This window comes from Aliivibrio sifiae (genome assembly GCF_002954705.1).
In the GTDB taxonomy this organism is placed as follows: domain Bacteria; phylum Pseudomonadota; class Gammaproteobacteria; order Enterobacterales; family Vibrionaceae; genus Aliivibrio; species Aliivibrio sifiae_A.
This window is the reverse complement of record NZ_MSCO01000001.1, coordinates 367,848-385,965: the sequence shown is the minus strand read 5'-3', so window position 1 is coordinate 385,965 and position 18,118 is coordinate 367,848. Positions and strand designations below refer to the sequence as shown.

The window sequence follows — 18,118 nt, the reverse complement described above, 5'->3', positions numbered from 1 at the left end:
AGCCCCCCATGGTGTATTCAACAACCGATTACTACTTATCGTTAATGATAACGTTAGTAATTATAGTCAATTAGTCAAGAGTACGTTTGATCTCAACAATTTCGAATACTTCGATTTGGTCGCCAGCACGAACATCGTTGTAGTTCTTAACGCCGATACCACACTCGTAACCATTTTTAACTTCAGCAACGTCATCTTTAAAACGACGTAGTGATTCAAGCTCACCTTCGTAGATAACTACGTTTTCACGTAGAACACGAATTGGGTTGTTACGCTTGATTGTACCTTCAGTAACCATACAACCTGCGATAGCGCCAAGTTTAGGAGACTTAAATACTTCACGAACTTGTGCAAGACCAATGATTTCTTGACGGAACTCAGGAGCAAGCATACCGCCCATCGCTTGTTTAACTTCGTCAATCAACTGGTAGATGATTGAGTAGTAACGAAGGTCTAGGTTTTCATTTTCAATTGTACGGCGAGCTGTCGCATCAGCACGAACGTTGAAGCCTAGAAGGATTGCATTAGATGCTGCTGCAAGTGTTGCATCAGTTTCAGTAATACCACCAACACCAGAACCGATGATGTTCACTTTAACTTCATCAGTAGACAGTTTCAGTAGTGAGTCAGCGATTGCTTCAACTGAACCTTGAACGTCAGCTTTAAGTACAACGTTACATTCAGCTACTTCACCAGCTTCCATGTTTGCAAACATGTTTTCTAGTTTCGCTTTTTGTTGACGAGCTAGTTTAACATCACGGAATTTACCTTGACGGTAGTTAGCAACTTCACGCGCTTTACGCTCATCACGAACAACTGTTGCTTCGTCACCTGATGCAGGAACACCAGAAAGACCAAGAATTTCTACAGGAATAGATGGACCTGCTGATTCAATGTCTTTACCGTTTTCATCGCGCATTGCACGTACACGGCCATACTCTTGACCACAAAGAACGATATCGCCTTTGTTTAGAGTACCAGATTGAACAAGAACAGTAGCTACAGGGCCACGGCCTTTATCCAGACGAGATTCAACAACAACACCTGATGCCATACCTTCTTTAACCGCAGTTAATTCAAGTACTTCAGATTGAAGAAGGATTGCTTCAAGAAGGCCTTCGATGTTTGTACCTTGCTTAGCAGAGATATGAACGAAGATATTCTCGCCGCCCCACTCCTCAGGAATAACGTCGTATTGAGCAAGCTCATTTTTAACGTTATCTGGATTAGCGCCTTCTTTATCGATTTTGTTTACTGCAACAATCAGAGGTACACCAGCCGCTTTTGCGTGTTGGATAGCTTCGATTGTTTGTGGCATAACACCATCATCTGCAGCAACAACAAGAACAACGATATCTGTCGCTTGAGCACCACGTGCACGCATAGCGGTAAACGCTGCGTGTCCAGGAGTATCAAGGAAAGTGATCATACCGTTGTCAGTTTCAACGTGGTATGCACCGATGTGTTGTGTAATACCACCAGCTTCCGCATCAGCAACGTGTGCACGACGGATGTAATCCAGTGTAGAAGTTTTACCGTGGTCAACGTGACCCATGATAGTAACAACTGGTGCTCGGCCTTCAACCGCTGCATTGTTATCACGATCAGACAGTACTGCTTCTTCTAATTCATTTTCTTTACGAAGAACCACTTTATGGCCCATTTCTTCAGCAACTAGAGCCGCTGTTTCTTGGTCAATAACTTGGTTGATAGTCGCCATAGCGCCCATCTTCATCATAACTTTAATTACTTCAGTCGCTTTTACTGACATTTTGCTTGCCAGTTCAGAAACAACAATTGTCTCACCAATAGCAACATCTTGCTTAGCAACAGTTGCTGACTTATCAAAGCCATGCTGCATAGAAGTTGGTTTGTTTACTTGAGGCTTCTTGTTGCGACCGCCACGTTGGTTACGACCACCGCGAGGTGCTGCTTCAGCTGGTTTCGCTTTCTTCTTACGACGACGAGGCTGTTGCTCATCTTTACGGTCAGCAGCATCTTCTGCTTCACGAGCGTGAGATGAAGTTGTCACATGGTAATCTGCAGTTTTTTCAGCTGCTGATTTCTTTTGCTCTTCTTCTTTCCAACGAGCTTCATTTTCTTCAGCCAGTTTACGAGCATCTTCAACCAGTTTTGCTGCTTCTGCTTCTGCTTTACGAGTTGCTTCTTGTTCTTGACGAAGTCTTAGTTCATCAGCTTCTTTTTTTGCTTGATCATTTTTAGTAGTCATTTCTTTTTTAGCCTTTTCAGTCTCAGCTTGTTTCGCTTTTTGTTCAGCGTCACGTTTTGCTTTAACCTCTGCTTCAGCATCACGCTTAGCTTTTTCTTCCGCTTCACGTTGTGCTTTTTGTTCAACTTCGTGAATTGCAGCATCCTCTGCATCACGTTTTGCTTGCTCTTCAGCTTCTGCTTTCAGCTGCTCAGTTTTCTTCTCTTCTTCAAGTGTGCTTGCTTTTACATAAGTACGCTTTTTACGTACTTCAACTTGCACATCTTTACTTTTACCGCCAGTACCAGCAACACTTAATGTACTACGAGTCTTACGTTGAAGAGTTAGACGGGTTGGTGACGCGCTGTCATCAGCGCTACCATGCTCTTTCTTTAGGTGAACTAGCAATGATTGCTTTTCACCTTCAGAAACAAAATCGCCATCTTTTTTATTAATACCAGCATCCGAAAATTGCTGAAGTAAGCGGTCAACTGGAGTTCCAATTTCATCACTAAGTGCTTTTACCGTAAGCTTTGTCATACCGCTTCTCCTTGCTGAAATAATTATGCTTCGTCGCTAAACCAACAAATATTACGTGCTGCCATGATTAACTCACCAGCACGAGCTTCTGTTAGGTCTTCAATATCAGACAGCTCATCAACACCTTGATCTGCAAGATCTTCAAGTGTCACAACACCTTTAGCTGCAAGTTTAAACGCTAATTCACGTTCTAGACCTTCAAGTGCAAGTAGGTCTTCTGCTGGTTCTACACCATCAAGAGATTCTTCTTGCGCTAGAGCAAGTGTTGTTAATGCTTCTTTAGCGCGAGTACGAAGAAGATCAACTGTCTCTTCGTCCAAAGCTTCAACTTCTAATAGTTCGTTTACAGGTACGTAAGCGATCTCTTCAAGCGTAGTGAAGCCTTCTTCAACTAATAGCTGAGCAAAATCTTCATCGATATCTAAATGCTTAACAAATGCATCAATAGAACCTTGCGCTTCTTCTTGGTGCTTCTTGTTAAGATCTGCAACTGTCATTACATTTAGTTCCCAACCAGTTAGTTGAGATGCTAGACGTACGTTTTGACCACTACGGCCAATTGCTTGTGCTAGGTTATCAGCTTCAACAGCAATATCCATTGTATTGTTGTCTTCATCAACAATAATAGAAGCAACTTCAGCTGGAGCCATTGCATTGATAACGAATTGGGCCGGGTTATCATCCCATAGCACGATATCAATACGCTCACCGCCAAGATCGTTCGATACAGCTTGAACTCGAGCACCACGCATACCAACACAAGCACCCACAGGGTCAATACGCTTGTCGTTAGTTTTCACTGCGATTTTAGCACGAGAACCTGGATCACGAGCAGCGGCTTTTAATTCAATCAGTTCTTCACCGATTTCAGGCACTTCTACGCGGAATAGTTCAGTTAGCATAATGCCTTTTGAACGAGTCATGAATAACTGGAAACCACGTGCTTCTGGTTTAACTGCGTATAGCAGACCACGAACACGGTCACCTGGACGGAAGTTTTCACGTGGAAGTTGGTCTTCACGTAAAATTACCGCTTCAGCGTTGTTACCAAGATCCACAATGATTGCATCACGGTTTACTTTTTTAACGATACCAGTGATTAGTTCACCTTCGTTATCAATAAACTGTTCAACGATCATTGCACGCTCAGCTTCACGTACTTTTTGTACGATAACTTGTTTCGCTGTTTGAGTGGTAATACGGTCAAATGTTACTGATTCAATATCATCTTCAACGTAACCACCGATCTCGATAGTTTCATCTTCAAACTGTGCTGCTTCAATAGAAATTTCAAGCGTTGGGTGTTCAACTTTTTCTACAGCTACCCAACGACGGAAAGTTTCAAAGTTACCTGTTTTGCGATCAATCGCTACACGTACTTCAATTTCTAATTCAGATTTTTTCTTTGTTGCTGTTGCTAGCGCGATTTCTAATGCTTCAAAAATTCGCTCACGAGGAACAGCTTTTTCATTTGATACTGCTTCTACAACAGCTAAGATTTCTTTGTTCATTTTAGCCTCTATTCAGCCTTAAAATTTAGGAACTAAGTTCGCCTTTGAAATGTTGCTTAACGCAAATTCTTCATTGTTACCATCAACTGTAACCGTAACAATCTCACCGTTAATGTCTAGGATATCTCCTTTCCATTTACGACGGTTATTCATCGGCATCTTTAATACAAGGCTGACCTCGTGACCAACAAATTGTTGATAATGTGCTGCTTTAAACAGTGGACGTTCAAGACCTGGAGACGAAACCTCTAGGTTATATGCTACTGTAATTGGATCTTCTACATCCATTACCGCACTGATTTGACGACTGGCTTCTGCACAGTCCTCCACAAAGATGCCATTTTCATGATCGATAAATACGCGTAACGTTGAATGCTCACCCGCACGAATAAATTCCAAACCGACCAATTCATAACCTAAAGCACCAACAGGAGCCTCAAGCATTTCTGTTAGTTGTCTTTCTAATCCTGTCATTGATATCCCCTGAAAACAAAAAAAGGGCACTAAAGGCCCAATTCTTAAAAAACAGTCTGTTTCAGATAGCAAAAAACCCCGAAAATTGCGGGGTTTAGTACTGCTGGACCCTGAATGCCACTTGCGTGACTTATCTAATAATAGCAATTACTCTTATTAGATAATTGGTTGCGGGAGCCGGATTTGAACCGACGACCTTCGGGTTATGAGCCCGACGAGCTACCAAGCTGCTCCATCCCGCGTCCGAAAAGAACAAAGAAAGTATAGTTTCTTTATCCTTTTATTACAAGAATCAGATTCTTGTCTGAATATGGTGCCGAGAGAGGGACTTGAACCCTCACACCATAAGGCACTAGCACCTCATGCTAGCGTGTCTACCAATTTCACCATCTCGGCTAAAGTCGTTTAAAGAGGTACGTCGCTGTTTTCAGTAGCAGGAACGTCACTCGTATTATCAGTTACTTGCTCTGTTGCTTGTTGATCTAATTTAAGATCAAAGCCTTCAGATTTATGCGTAGACATATTGCCTAGCGCTAAGCTGATAATAAAAAATACTGTTGCACAAAGTGCGGTCATTCGGGTTAAAAAGTTTCCAGAGCCACCAGAGCCAAATACTGTATTTGATGCTCCAGCCCCAAATGAAGCTCCCATATCTGCGCCTTTACCGTGTTGTACCAATACTAGGCCAATTACACCGACTGCGGCAATCAGATAAATCACAAGTAGAATAGTATGCATTCCGTCACCCATGTATCTAATTAATGTACCGGTAGCCCATTGGCAACACCAGCGCCCTCTCAATTAAGAGGCCGAGGGATATTAACCAAACTAGGCTACTATGACAAGTTAAAATTAACAAAAAACGTTCAATTTCATTTAATTGGTTAAATTAACAGCTTTCCTTTACAGCATCAGCAATCTGAAGTGCATATTGCTGAACAAGCTCAGCATTCTCGCCTTCAACCATAACGCGGATTAAAGGTTCCGTGCCTGATTTACGTAGTAAAACTCGACCGTTATCACCTAATTTTGATTCAACATCGGCTTGAGCTGCCTTAACTGCATCAGAATCAAGAGGATTACTATCGCCAGTAAAGCGAACATTTTCCAATACTTGTGGAAACATACTCATACCATTGCATAATTCTTGTAATGACATTTTACTTCCTACAATAGAAGCGATTACTTGAAGTGCCGCGACAATTGCATCGCCCGTAGTTACTTTATCCAATAAAATAACATGACCTGAATTCTCAGCCCCAATTAACCAGTTGTTCTCTAATAGTTTTTCCATCACATAACGGTCACCAACATTAGAACGAACAAATGGGATACCTAAATTACGTAACGCCACTTCCATTCCCATATTGGTCATCAAAGTACCAACAACCCCACCCTTCAATTCACCACGACGTAACGCATCACGAGCAATAATATAAGCGATTTGGTCACCATCAACCTTCTCACCAAATTCATCAACCATGATAATACGGTCACCATCACCATCAAAAGCGACACCGAAATCTGCTTTTTTTTCTAATACTTTTGCTTGTAGAGCACGTACGTCAGTAGCTCCTACTTCATGGTTAATATTAGTACCATTTGGTTCACAACCAATAGTAACGATCTCTGCACCAAGTTCTTTAAAAACGTTCGGTGCAATGTGATACGTTGCGCCATGAGCACAATCTACAACCATTTTCACACCGGCTAAACTCAGCTCTTTAGGGAAGGTACTTTTACAAAATTCAATATAACGACCTGCTGCATCGTTTAAACGAGATGCTTTACCTAACAAAGCAGATTCAACACACGTCATTGGTTTATCTAGCTCTGCTTCAATTGCCATTTCGATATCATCAGGAAGCTTTGTTCCTTCAGATGAGAAAAATTTGATGCCGTTATCATAATAAGGGTTATGTGACGCAGAAATAACAATACCCGCTTCAGCACGGAAAGTTTGTGTTAAATAAGCCACAGCAGGCGTTGGCATTGGGCCTGTAAATTTTGCTTGCAAACCAGCAGCAGCTAAACCTGCTTCTAGTGCAGATTCAAGCATGTAGCCAGAAATGCGTGTATCTTTACCGATAATAACTTTTTTCGTTCCTTGTTTTGCAAGGACCTTACCTGCAGCCCAACCTAATTTCATAATAAAATCTGGGGTGATAGGTGCTTGCCCTACAAGTCCACGAACACCATCGGTTCCAAAATATTTACGCTCAGCCATGTTGTACTCCATGTTTTATTTTTAATAATTTATTTTAAAATGAACAATTCTTTAATGAGATACTTGTTCTAACGTTGCTTGGCAAACTTTGACTATATCCATGGTTTGTTCAAAGTCATGAACTCGAATAATTTGTGCGCCTTTCATTGCCGCAATCGTCGCACATGCCAAGCTACCTGACGTTGCCTGTTGAGGTTCAACATCGAGCAATTTAAAAACCATTGATTTGCGAGACATTCCCGCCAAGACAGGTAAACCTAGTTGATGAAAACGCTCTAATTCTGCAAGTAGTTGGTAATTATGCTCCAAGGTTTTACCAAATCCAAACCCAGGATCAAGAATTAACTTATCTTTTGCGATACCAACCGATTGGCACGCTAAAATCCGCTCACTCAAAAAGTCAGAGATATCTGTAAACAAGTCTTGATAAGTAGGATTTGATTGCATCGTTCTTGGTTGACCTTGCATATGCATTAAACAAATAGGCACATTTGCCTTTGCTGCAGCCTCTAATGCATTTGGTTCTTGCAATGCTCGTACATCATTAATTAAATCAGCCCCAGCTTTTACGGCTTCTTTCATTACAATAGCTTTACTAGTATCGATAGAAATCCAAGTATCAAATCGCTGATGAACAGCCTCAATAATAGGGATAACACGATCTAACTCTTGTTGTAATGAAACCTCTGGCGCACCTGGGCGTGTTGACTCTCCACCGATATCAATGAAGGTGACTCCGGCATTCACCATTTTCTCTGCTTGCGTTAATGCAACGTCTAGATGAGTAAATTGTCCACCATCAGAAAAAGAATCCGGCGTAACATTAAGGATCGCCATAACATGAGAACGGTCTAATATTAACGTTTTATCTTTACTTATTAAGTTCATGTTTAGTCCTTTTAAAATACAAAAACCCCGAGCATAACTCGGGGTTTATTTCGAACTTAATTCATCTTATTTTTCTGATGAATCAGAATCTTTTTTAGTATCTTCAGGCTCTTGAGGTTTTTCGTCCTCAGGATTTTCTTCTACTTTTGACTCTTCTTCGTTTACTGGTTTCTCATTTTTCTCTTGAGGTTTAGTTTGATTATCATCGCCCCAACCTTGAGGTTCACGGATCTCAGTTTTACGTTCCATCAAATCATCAATTTGACCAGCGTCAATCGTTTCAAATGTCATTAGTGCATCTTTCATTGCATGCATGATATCCATATTATCTTCAAGGATCTGTCTAGCGCGAGCGTAGTTACGATCAATGATAGTACGAATTTCAGCATCAATAAGTTTTAGTGTTTCAGGTGAAACATGCTTTGAGTGATGAGAACCGCCGTGGCCTGAGAATGGGTCGCCTTGATCTTCTGCATAAAGCAGAGGACCTAATGCATCAGAGAAACCCCACTGTGTTACCATTTTACGAGCGATATCAGTGGCACGTTCAATATCATTTGATGCGCCAGTTGACACTTTATCAACACCATAAATCAGCTCTTCAGCCAATCGACCACCGTATAGACTTGAAATCATCGATTCTAAGTGCTGACGGTTCATACTGATACGATCTTGCTCTGGTAAGTACATTGTTACACCTAGCGCTCGGCCACGTGGAATAATAGATACTTTATATACTGGATCATGCTCTGGCACTAAACGACCAACAATTGCATGACCAGCTTCGTGATACGCTGTTGATGCTTTCGTTTCTTCTGACATAACCATCGATTTACGCTCTGCGCCCATCATGATTTTATCTTTAGCAAGTTCAAACTCAACCATCGAAACCACACGCTTATTAGTACGAGCAGCGAATAACGCAGCCTCGTTCACTAAGTTTGCTAAGTCAGCACCAGAGAAACCCGGTGTTCCACGAGCAATAAGCGATGGTTCAACACCGCCAGCTAATGGTACTTTACGCATATGAACTTGAAGAATTTGTTCACGTCCACGGATGTCTGGTAAACCAACAACAACTTGACGGTCAAAACGACCAGGACGAAGTAATGCCGCATCTAGTACGTCTGGACGGTTAGTCGCAGCAACGACGATAATACCTTCGTTACCTTCAAAGCCATCCATCTCAACCAACATTTGGTTCAGTGTTTGTTCACGTTCATCGTTACCACCACCAACACCAGCGCCACGTTGACGACCGACAGCATCGATTTCATCGATAAAGATAATACAAGGAGATGACTTCTTCGCTTGTTCAAACATGTCACGCACACGAGATGCACCAACACCAACAAACATTTCAACGAAATCAGAACCTGAAATAGAGAAGAAAGGTACTTTTGCTTCACCAGCAATCGCTTTTGCAATCAGTGTCTTACCCGTACCCGGAGGCCCGACTAAAAGAACACCTGTTGGGATCTTACCACCCAACTTTTGGAAACGGCTTGGTTCACGTAAGTAGTCAACTAATTCTTTAACGTCTTCTTTTGCTTCATCACAACCAGCAACATCATCAAAGGTTGTTTTAATCTGCTCCTCAGTCATCATCTTAGCTTTGCTTTTACCAAAGGACATTGCACCTTTGCCACCGCCGCCTTGCATCTGACGCATAAAAAAGATCCAAACACCAATAAGAAGGATCATTGGGAACCACGAAATAAAGATAGACTCAAGTAAGCTCTGCTCTTCAGGTGGTGTGCCTTTAACGATTACGTTTTGGTTAATAAGATCATCAAGCAATTTAGGATCTTGGAATACAGGCATATACGTTACATAACGACTACCGTCACGCTTCGTTACCTTAATTTCACGATTATTAAACGTTGCTTCTTGTACTTGACTATTACCAACTTCTTTTACAAAAGTGGTGTAATCAATCGAACGACCAGAGCTGTCACCCGGCCCAAAGCTTTGGAATACCGACATTAAAACAACAGCGATAACCAGCCACAATATTAGATTTTTTGCCATGTCACTCAAGGTGTTAACCCCGCGTTAACTAAATAGATGAAAGATAGAGTACTACAGTTTATTAAGTGTAGCTACTACGTACGAATTATCCTTTGTAACCAGTGGCTACAATATACACTTCACGAGAACGAGCACGTGATGAATCTGGTTTTCTAATTTTGACGACTTTAAACATTTTACGGACTTCTTGTAAGTATTGATCAAAGCTTTCACCCTGAAATACTTTAACTGTGAAGCTGCCGTTTGGAGCCAATACTTGACGGCACATATCCAATGCTAACTCAACAAGATACATAGCTCTTGGTTGATCTACCGCTTGGTTACCACTCATATTTGGCGCCATGTCAGACATTACTACATCTACCATATCTGGTTGTATGCGTTCAAGCAATGCGTTCAATACTGCTTCTTCCCTAAAGTCCCCCTGCAGAAAGCTTACACCTGCGATTGAATCCATTGCTAAAATATCACAAGCAATAACTTGCCCTGAATCACCTACTTGTTCAACCGCATACTGTGACCACCCACCAGGAGCTGCACCAAGGTCAACAACCGTCATTCCTGGTTTTAATAACTTGTCTTTATTTTGAATTTCTTCAATCTTAAAAATAGCACGAGAACGATAGCCTCTTTTTTGCGCTTCAAGAACGTATTTATCGTCAAAGTGTTCTTTTAACCAGCGGCCAGAGCTTGCTGAAAGTTTATTCTTACTCATGCATTACCTAAAAATACTTAATTTAAATTAGAAGACTGAAACAAAAAATAGTCTTCAGGGATAGATGGCGTTAGAATAGGCTGTTTTCAACCCTTAATATAGAAAAAATCGGGTATATATGAACCTAAGCACAAAACAGAAGCAACACCTTAAAGGCCTTGCTCACAATTTAAAACCCGTTGTGATGATGGGCTCAAACGGTCTTACTGAAGCTGTAGTAGCTGAAATTGAGATTGCGCTTAATCACCACGAGCTAATCAAAGTTAAAATTGCTTCTGAAGATCGTGATACTAAGCAACTGATTGTTGATGCAATCATTCGCGAAACTGAAGCTGAAAAAGTGCAAGTTATCGGTAAGACACTTGTCCTATTCCGCGCTAGCGAAGCTCGTAAAATCGAGATCCCTAGAAAATAATTTCTACACTTATTTTGTAAGAAATTAAAAAGGCCGTCTTAGTTCTCTACTTAAAGATAACTACGCGGCCTTTATATTTTGAATCAATAGTTACAAATCAAATGTACTCGACTTCTTCGATTTCAAATTCTTTAGTGCCGCCTGGCGTTTGAATGTTCACTTCATCACCAGCCATTTTTCCAATCAAACCACGAGCAATCGGTGAGTTTACTGAAATTCGACCTTCTTTAATGTTAGCTTCATCATCCGCTACAATCTGATATTTAACTTCATCGTCAGTATTCACATCAATCAATGTAACTGTAGTTCCGAAAATAATCTTGCCAGTGTTGACCATTTTAGTAACGTCAATCACATGAGCAACTGATAACTTATATTCGATATCACGGATCTGAGCTTCACAGATACCTTGTTCTTCACGAGCAGCATGATATTCAGCATTCTCTTTTAAGTCACCAAGCTCACGAGCCTCGCCAATTGCTTTTGAAATAAGAGGACGACGCTTTAATAACACATCTAACTCATCACGCAGTAACTTTTCACCACGTACCGTCATTGGTACCTTATCCATATTTTCTACCTCTAAAGCTGAAATTACAAATTCAGCAAATAAAAATCCCACCAAGGGCACCCATAGTAGCAAAACATTTGCTAAATAAGAAAACGACCTAAGTGTATCTGTTTAAATTTAATTTGCTCTAGTGTAAACAAAGAAATGGCTTTTATCACCTATCTATTGTTTGTTTCTAGCATTTGTTTTTAAGTAATGACTACAACACACGTAAGAAGTTCGTCTCAAAAATAAAATTAAACCAGTAAAATAATAGAGTATAAAATATAAAGTGGGACAATTATCACATTACTTTTATAGTTAAAACTAAAAAAAACATAAAATACCATTAAGCTTAAAATTTAAGAAAACTTTATTTAAATTTTATAAACACCTGATTTTCAATGACAAGGCTCACAAAAAAACAATAAAAAACACTGTTCAATTGCAGTTTTTAGATTGTTTTACTAACCTTTTATCCGAAATAACCCTGAAAATGACCTTATTGAAACAGTGAATGTAAGCGATAGCTCCACTTACAAGATAAGAGGCTATCTATTACACTCTTCATTGAAAATGGACATAATCTCCTCCACCCTTATAGGAATTAGAACAATGATGAATAAAAAAGTACTAGCTCTAGCAGTAGCAGCAATTACTTCAGCTGGCGCGGTAAATGCAGCAGAAATTTACAAAGGCGCAGACCAAACTCTAGAAATGGGTGGCCGTGCTGAAGCTCGTCTATTCGCTCAAGATGGTGATGTTTCTGATAACTCTCGTATCCGTCTAAACTTTAAAGGTACTACTCAAATTTCTGACGGCCTATACGGTGTTGGTTTCTGGGAAGGTGAATTTACAACAAATGATAACGGTCTAGTTACTGATTCAGGTACTGATGGACTTGAAAACCGTTACGCATATGCTGGAATCGGTGGTAACTTCGGTGAAGTTTCTTACGGTAAAAACGATGGTGCTCTAGGCGTTATCACTGACTTTACCGATATCATGGCATACCACGGTAACTCAGCTGCAGATAAAATTGCAGTAGCTGACCGTACAAACAACAACCTTGGCTACAAAGGCACATTTGGTGACTTCTCTGCTAAAGTAAACTACCGTTTTGACGATGCTGATAATAACGAAATCTCTAATGATGGTTACGCTCTATCTGGTATTTACGCATTTGGCGATTCTGGCTTCAAACTAGGTGGCGGTTACGCAGACCAAGCAGACTCTAACGAAATGATGGTTGCTGGTTCTTACATCATGGGTGACCTATACCTTGCTGGTACATTCACCAACGGTGAGAAGCAAAAAGCGACTACAGTAAATAATACTACTGTATTCCATAACGGTTCTGTTGATTACACCGGTTACGAAGCAGCTGTAGCTTATACAATGGGTAAAACAGTATTTACTTCTACGTATAACAACGCAGAAACAAATAATGAAACATCAACAGACAACTTTGCTGTAGATGCAACGTACTTCTTCAATGCTAACTTCCGTACATACATCTCTTACAACTTCAACTTAATCAGTGAAGGCGATAAGATGGGTTCTACATCAGGAGTTAACGGAAAAGCATCAAATTCTGACGCTGAAGACTCTCTAGCTCTAGGTATGCGTTACGACTTCTAATCCAGTCCTAACTCCTACTTAAATAAAGCGCTCACCTCGGTGGGCGTTTTTTATTTGTGATATTCCATTAATTTTTGCTCAATCATTACACATCACTCGCTGCAAACGATAATATATACTCAATTATCTTTATATTGAGTTCATCATGTCTTTTTCTCGTTTTACTCTTTTAAGTCTCGCTTTATTTTCTTACTCAAGCTTTGCTCATAATATCCAAGAAAATCTTGATTACCTCCCACCTGGAAGTCGAGCGGCTATTATTGTTGAATCATTACCAACTCATGATATTAAATACCAACAAAAGCAAAACGAACTACTACCTCCAGCAAGCACATTAAAACTCGCAACTGCACTAGCAGCAAGGTTAGCTCTTGGCAAAGACTTCACCTTCTCTACTACGCTTTATAAGCAAGGAAATGATGTAACCCTTACTTTCACTGGCGATCCTTCCCTTTCAAGAGAACAATTATCCGCTCTTTTTGAAGACAGCGGCTTAAAAACCATTAAAGGTGACTTATGGGTAGATGGCACAATATTTACTGGATATGAACGAGCAGTCGGTTGGCCATGGGATATTCTAGGGGTTTGCTATAGTGCACCATCAAGCGCCTTAAGTATTGATGAAAACTGTGTACAAGCCTCTATCACTACACATGATGATGGCAGCACTAAAGTCTTCGTCCCAATACATCAGCCTATTTCATTTTCCAGTAATGCGAAAAGTGTTACTAAAAAGGAGCAAAAAGAATCATTCTGTGATTTAGAACTAACGACTCAAGGAAATCATTATCAATTAAATGGTTGCCTGGTTAATCGTAATAAACCCTTACCTCTCAAATTTGCAGTACAAGACACTCAAGATTTCACCGAACAAACTGTTTTAAAAATTTTAGGTGAGCATAATATTGCCCTTAATGGTCAAGTCCGCTTTGGTAAACCTCAACAAGAACCTCTACCATCGAGCTTACTAGCTCAGCATCAATCTAAACCTTTAATGACGTTATTAGATCACATGCTTAAAAAATCGGATAACCATTACGCTGATAATTTAACCAAGATGTTAGGTCACTTGAATTACCAACAAGCAGGAAGCTTCACCAATGGTACAGCTGCAATTAAAGATATCTTACTAAAGCACGCCGATATCGATTTAAGCAATGCGGTGTTAGTGGATGGTTCAGGTTTATCTCGTAATAACCGTATGACCGCAAATCAAATGAGATCAATCCTTCAATATATCTATAAATACGATAAAGAATTAGGGCTGATCGACCTATTACCGACATCAGGCATTGATGGCACACTAAAATATCGTAACAGCATGCGTAAAGAGCCAATTAAAGGCAGCATGAAATCTAAAAGTGGTTCACTGTTTGGTAGTTATAATATGGCGGGATTTGTCGGCTTAGAAAATAAAGAACCTCATTTGTTTGTTCAATTTGTAGCAGATTATCATCCGGTCGCCGCAAAGAAAGATTCAGTGCCCGTTGATCGCCCTATTGATACCTTTGAGAAAAGCTTCTACCAAGAGTTAATTGAACTGTCTAAAGATTAGCTTTTTATTTTTCTAATTAATTGCATTAGATTAACTAGAAAAGATAAATGAAAAAATCCCGAAGAATTCTCATTCTTCGGGATTTTTATTATTACTTAACTAATACTTTTCTTAACTAACTTAGTAATTAAGCGTATTTAGCCGCTACTTTAGCGTGTAGCTCTTGAACAGAGTTAACCGTATTACGGTCATCTGCTTCATGCGCTAAACAGCTAGCAAATGCTGCATTTAGCGTTGTTGTGTAGTTCACTTTTTCAGCCAATGCACCACGACGTAATACTTTAGAATCTTCAATCGCTTGACGACCAGCTGCAGTATTTACGATGTAGGTGTATTCGCCATTCTTGATACGGTCAAGAATGTGAGGACGACCTTCGTGTACCTTGTTTACTAGACGAGGGTTAATACCCGCTTCGCCAAGAATAACCGCTGTACCGTGAGTGGCATCTAATTGGTAACCCAATTTAACAAGATGTTTTGCTAAATCGACAACACGTTTCTTATCGCCTTCACGAACAGAAAGTAATGCTCGACCGCCTTCTGGGTACTCTTTGCTACAACCTAACTCTGCCTTTGCGAATGCTTCAGCAAACGTTGCACCAACACCCATAACTTCACCCGTCGAACGCATTTCTGGGCCTAACAGTGGGTCAACACCAGGGAACTTGTTGAACGGTAATACCACTTCTTTAACTGAGTAGTATGGAGGAATAATCTCTTTCGTAAAGCCTTGAGACTCTAACGATTGCCCCGCCATTACTCGTGCAGCAATCTTAGCCACTGGCGCACCAGTCGCCTTAGATACGAATGGAACCGTACGAGCAGCACGTGGGTTCACTTCAATTAGATATACTTTGTTATCTTTAACAGCAAACTGTGTATTCATTAAGCCACGCACACCTAACTCGAATGCCAGCTTACGTACTTGATCACGCATTACATCTTGAATTTCTTCGCTTAATGTATAAGCAGGAAGAGAACATGCTGAGTCACCTGAGTGAACACCCGCTTGCTCGATGTGCTCCATGATACCAGCAATAACCACTTGCTCACCGTCACAGATTGCATCTACGTCAACTTCAACAGCATCATCTAGGAAGCTATCAAGAAGAACTGGAGATTCATTTGAAACGCTCACTGCTTCATTGAAGTAACGACGTAAGTCTTGCTCATCATATACGATTTCCATCGCACGACCACCAAGGACATAAGAAGGACGAACAACTAATGGGAAACCAATTTCTTTTGATTTCTCAACGGCTTGTTCCATTGTAGTTACGGTTGCATTTTCTGGTTGAAGAAGGCCTAAACGGTCTACGGCAACTTGGAAACGCTCACGGTCTTCTGCACGGTCAATCGCATCAGGGCTTGTACCAATAATTGGCACACCTGCCGCTTCAAGAGCACGAGCCAGTTTAAGTGGCGTTTGACCACCGTACTGAACGATAACGCCTTTTGGTTTTTCAACACGTGCAATCGCTAATACATCTTCCAGAGTTACTGGTTCGAAGTATAGACGGTCAGACGTATCGTAATCAGTAGAAACAGTCTCAGGGTTACAGTTAACCATGATAGTTTCATAACCATCTTCACGCAGTGCTAGTGATGCGTGTACACAACAGTAATCAAACTCAATACCTTGACCAATACGGTTTGGACCGCCACCTAAGATCATGATCTTATCTTTATCTGTTGGATTTGCTTCACACTCTTCATCGTAAGATGAGTACATGTAAGCCGTATCTGATGAGAATTCAGCGGCACATGTATCTACACGCTTGTAGACTGGGTGAATATCATGTTGGTCACGTAGGCGACGAATTTCACTTTCAGCAACACCTAGTAGTTTAGATAAACGCGCATCAGCAAAACCTTTACGCTTAAGTTGACGAAGGCCATCCGCAGTTAAGCTTGCGAAACCGCCCGCTTTAACTTCAGCTTCCATCTTAACTAAGTCTTCGATTTGAACTAAGAACCAACGGTCAACATTCGTTAGGTTAAATACGCCATCAACTGACATACCTGCACGGAATGCATCAGCGATGTACCAAATACGTTCAGCACCAGCATCTTTTAATTCATGACGAATTTTAGTTAATGCATCAGGAGCATCAAGATCAACCATTTCATCAAAACCATCCGCGCCAACTTCTAGGCCACGTAATGCTTTTTGTAGAGATTCTTGTTGGTTACGGCCGATAGCCATAACTTCACCAACTGATTTCATCTGTGTTGTTAGACGGTCGTTAGCTCCTGCGAATTTTTCGAAGTTAAAACGAGGGATCTTAGTAACAACGTAATCAATTGTTGGTTCGAATGATGCTGGTGTTGCCCCACCTGTAATGTCATTCATTAACTCATCAAGTGTATAACCAATCGCAAGTTTCGCTGCAATTTTAGCAATAGGAAAACCCGTCGCTTTAGATGCAAGCGCAGAAGAACGTGATACACGTGGGTTCATCTCGATGATAACCATACGGCCATCTTTCGGGTTAATACCAAACTGTACGTTTGAACCGCCTGTTTCAACACCAATCTCACGCAGTACTGCTAGAGAAGCATTACGCATTAATTGGTATTCTTTATCTGTTAGCGTTTGAGCTGGAGCTACGGTGATTGAGTCACCTGTATGGATGCCCATTGCATCAAAGTTTTCAATCGCACATACGATAATACAGTTGTCGTTCTTATCACGAACCACTTCCATCTCATACTCTTTCCAACCGATTAATGATTCATCGATTAGAAGCTCGTTGGTTGGAGATAGGTCCAAACCACGACGACAAATTTCTTCAAACTCTTCTTTGTTATAAGCGATACCACCGCCAGTTCCACCCATCGTAAATGATGGGCGAATGATACAAGGGAAGCCTACCATCTCTAGAACTCTGTAAGCTTCTTCCATTGTTTTTGCAGTATCAGCCGTTGGACACTCAAGACCAATTGACTTCATTGCTTTATCGAAACGTGAACGGTCTTCAGCTTTATCAATGGCATCAGCCGTTGCACCAATCATTTCAACACCGAACTCTGCAAGCACGCCGTGTTTTTCTAAATCAAGCGCACAGTTCAATGCTGTTTGGCCACCCATTGTAGGTAGAACTGCATCTGGACGCTCTTTTTCGATAATGTTACGAACCACTTCCCAATGGATAGGCTCAATGTATGTTGCATCAGCCATATCTGGGTCAGTCATGATTGTTGCAGGGTTAGAGTTCACAAGGATAACGCGGTAGCCTTCTTCACGAAGTGCTTTACACGCTTGTGCACCAGAGTAGTCAAATTCACATGCTTGGCCGATTACGATTGGGCCTGCACCTAGAATTAGAACGCTTTTAATATCAGTACGTTTTGGCATCTTA

Annotated in this window: 13 protein-coding genes and 2 tRNA genes; 3 read left to right on the top strand and 12 right to left on the bottom strand. The window is 40.9% G+C overall.

Going from position 1 to position 18,118, the window contains the following annotated elements; genetic code table 11:
- Positions 1-70: 70 nt before the first annotated feature.
- From infB to rlmE, 10 genes are all read right to left on the bottom strand, one after another.
- Positions 71-2,749, bottom strand: a complete 2,679-nt coding sequence (gene infB, locus BTO22_RS01780) for a translation initiation factor IF-2 (RefSeq protein ID WP_105054036.1) — start codon at positions 2,747-2,749, stop codon at positions 71-73.
- Between the two features lie 23 nt (positions 2,750-2,772).
- Entirely contained in the window at positions 2,773-4,260 is a 1,488-nt protein-coding gene (gene nusA, locus BTO22_RS01775; RefSeq protein ID WP_105054035.1) for a transcription termination factor NusA, read from the bottom strand.
- 18 nt (positions 4,261-4,278) lie between these two features.
- Positions 4,279-4,734, bottom strand: coding sequence for a ribosome maturation factor RimP (gene rimP, locus BTO22_RS01770; RefSeq protein ID WP_012549404.1), 456 nt, complete (start codon positions 4,732-4,734; stop codon positions 4,279-4,281).
- Between the two features lie 165 nt (positions 4,735-4,899).
- Positions 4,900-4,976: transfer RNA gene (locus BTO22_RS01765), tRNA-Met, on the bottom strand.
- Between the two features lie 69 nt (positions 4,977-5,045).
- Positions 5,046-5,130 (bottom strand) — tRNA-Leu (locus tag BTO22_RS01760).
- Positions 5,131-5,139: 9 nt separating this feature from the next.
- On the bottom strand, positions 5,140-5,472 hold the full coding sequence (secG, locus tag BTO22_RS01755; RefSeq protein WP_105054034.1) for a preprotein translocase subunit SecG: 333 nt from the start codon (positions 5,470-5,472) through the stop codon (positions 5,140-5,142).
- A 151-nt stretch (positions 5,473-5,623) separates the two neighbouring features.
- Positions 5,624-6,961 carry a phosphoglucosamine mutase gene (glmM, locus tag BTO22_RS01750; RefSeq protein WP_105054033.1) on the bottom strand — a complete coding sequence of 446 codons (1,338 nt, stop codon included), beginning with the start codon at positions 6,959-6,961 and terminating at the stop codon, positions 5,624-5,626.
- A 51-nt stretch (positions 6,962-7,012) separates the two neighbouring features.
- A complete protein-coding gene (gene folP, locus BTO22_RS01745) occupies positions 7,013-7,849 on the bottom strand; it encodes a dihydropteroate synthase (RefSeq protein WP_105054032.1) in 837 nt (278 codons plus the stop codon).
- A gap of 66 nt (positions 7,850-7,915) precedes the next feature.
- On the bottom strand, positions 7,916-9,880 hold the full coding sequence (gene ftsH, locus BTO22_RS01740; protein ID WP_105054031.1) for an ATP-dependent zinc metalloprotease FtsH: 1,965 nt from the start codon (positions 9,878-9,880) through the stop codon (positions 7,916-7,918).
- A gap of 85 nt (positions 9,881-9,965) precedes the next feature.
- Positions 9,966-10,595 carry a 23S rRNA (uridine(2552)-2'-O)-methyltransferase RlmE gene (gene rlmE, locus BTO22_RS01735; protein ID WP_060992450.1) on the bottom strand — a complete coding sequence of 210 codons (630 nt, stop codon included), beginning with the start codon at positions 10,593-10,595 and terminating at the stop codon, positions 9,966-9,968.
- A 118-nt stretch (positions 10,596-10,713) separates the two neighbouring features.
- Between rlmE and yhbY the strand changes: the two genes are divergently transcribed.
- Positions 10,714-11,010 (top strand): ribosome assembly RNA-binding protein YhbY, encoded by a 297-nt coding sequence (yhbY, locus tag BTO22_RS01730; protein WP_105054030.1) that lies wholly within the window; start codon positions 10,714-10,716, stop codon positions 11,008-11,010.
- A 97-nt stretch (positions 11,011-11,107) separates the two neighbouring features.
- On the opposite strand, the gene greA is transcribed toward yhbY, so the two are convergent.
- The gene (greA, locus tag BTO22_RS01725) at positions 11,108-11,581 is read right to left on the bottom strand and encodes a transcription elongation factor GreA (RefSeq protein WP_105055535.1); all 474 of its coding nucleotides are present in this window, start codon (positions 11,579-11,581) and stop codon (positions 11,108-11,110) included.
- Between the two features lie 597 nt (positions 11,582-12,178).
- Between greA and BTO22_RS01720 the strand changes: the two genes are divergently transcribed.
- Entirely contained in the window at positions 12,179-13,201 is a 1,023-nt protein-coding gene (locus BTO22_RS01720; protein ID WP_181044601.1) for a porin, read from the top strand.
- 145 nt (positions 13,202-13,346) lie between these two features.
- Positions 13,347-14,756, top strand: coding sequence for a serine-type D-Ala-D-Ala carboxypeptidase (dacB, locus tag BTO22_RS01715; protein WP_105054028.1), 1,410 nt, complete (start codon positions 13,347-13,349; stop codon positions 14,754-14,756).
- A 127-nt stretch (positions 14,757-14,883) separates the two neighbouring features.
- Here the strand turns inward: dacB and carB are convergent, their stop codons facing one another.
- Positions 14,884-18,114, bottom strand: coding sequence for a carbamoyl-phosphate synthase large subunit (gene carB, locus BTO22_RS01710; RefSeq protein WP_105054027.1), 3,231 nt, complete (start codon positions 18,112-18,114; stop codon positions 14,884-14,886).
- Positions 18,115-18,118 lie beyond the last annotated feature (4 nt).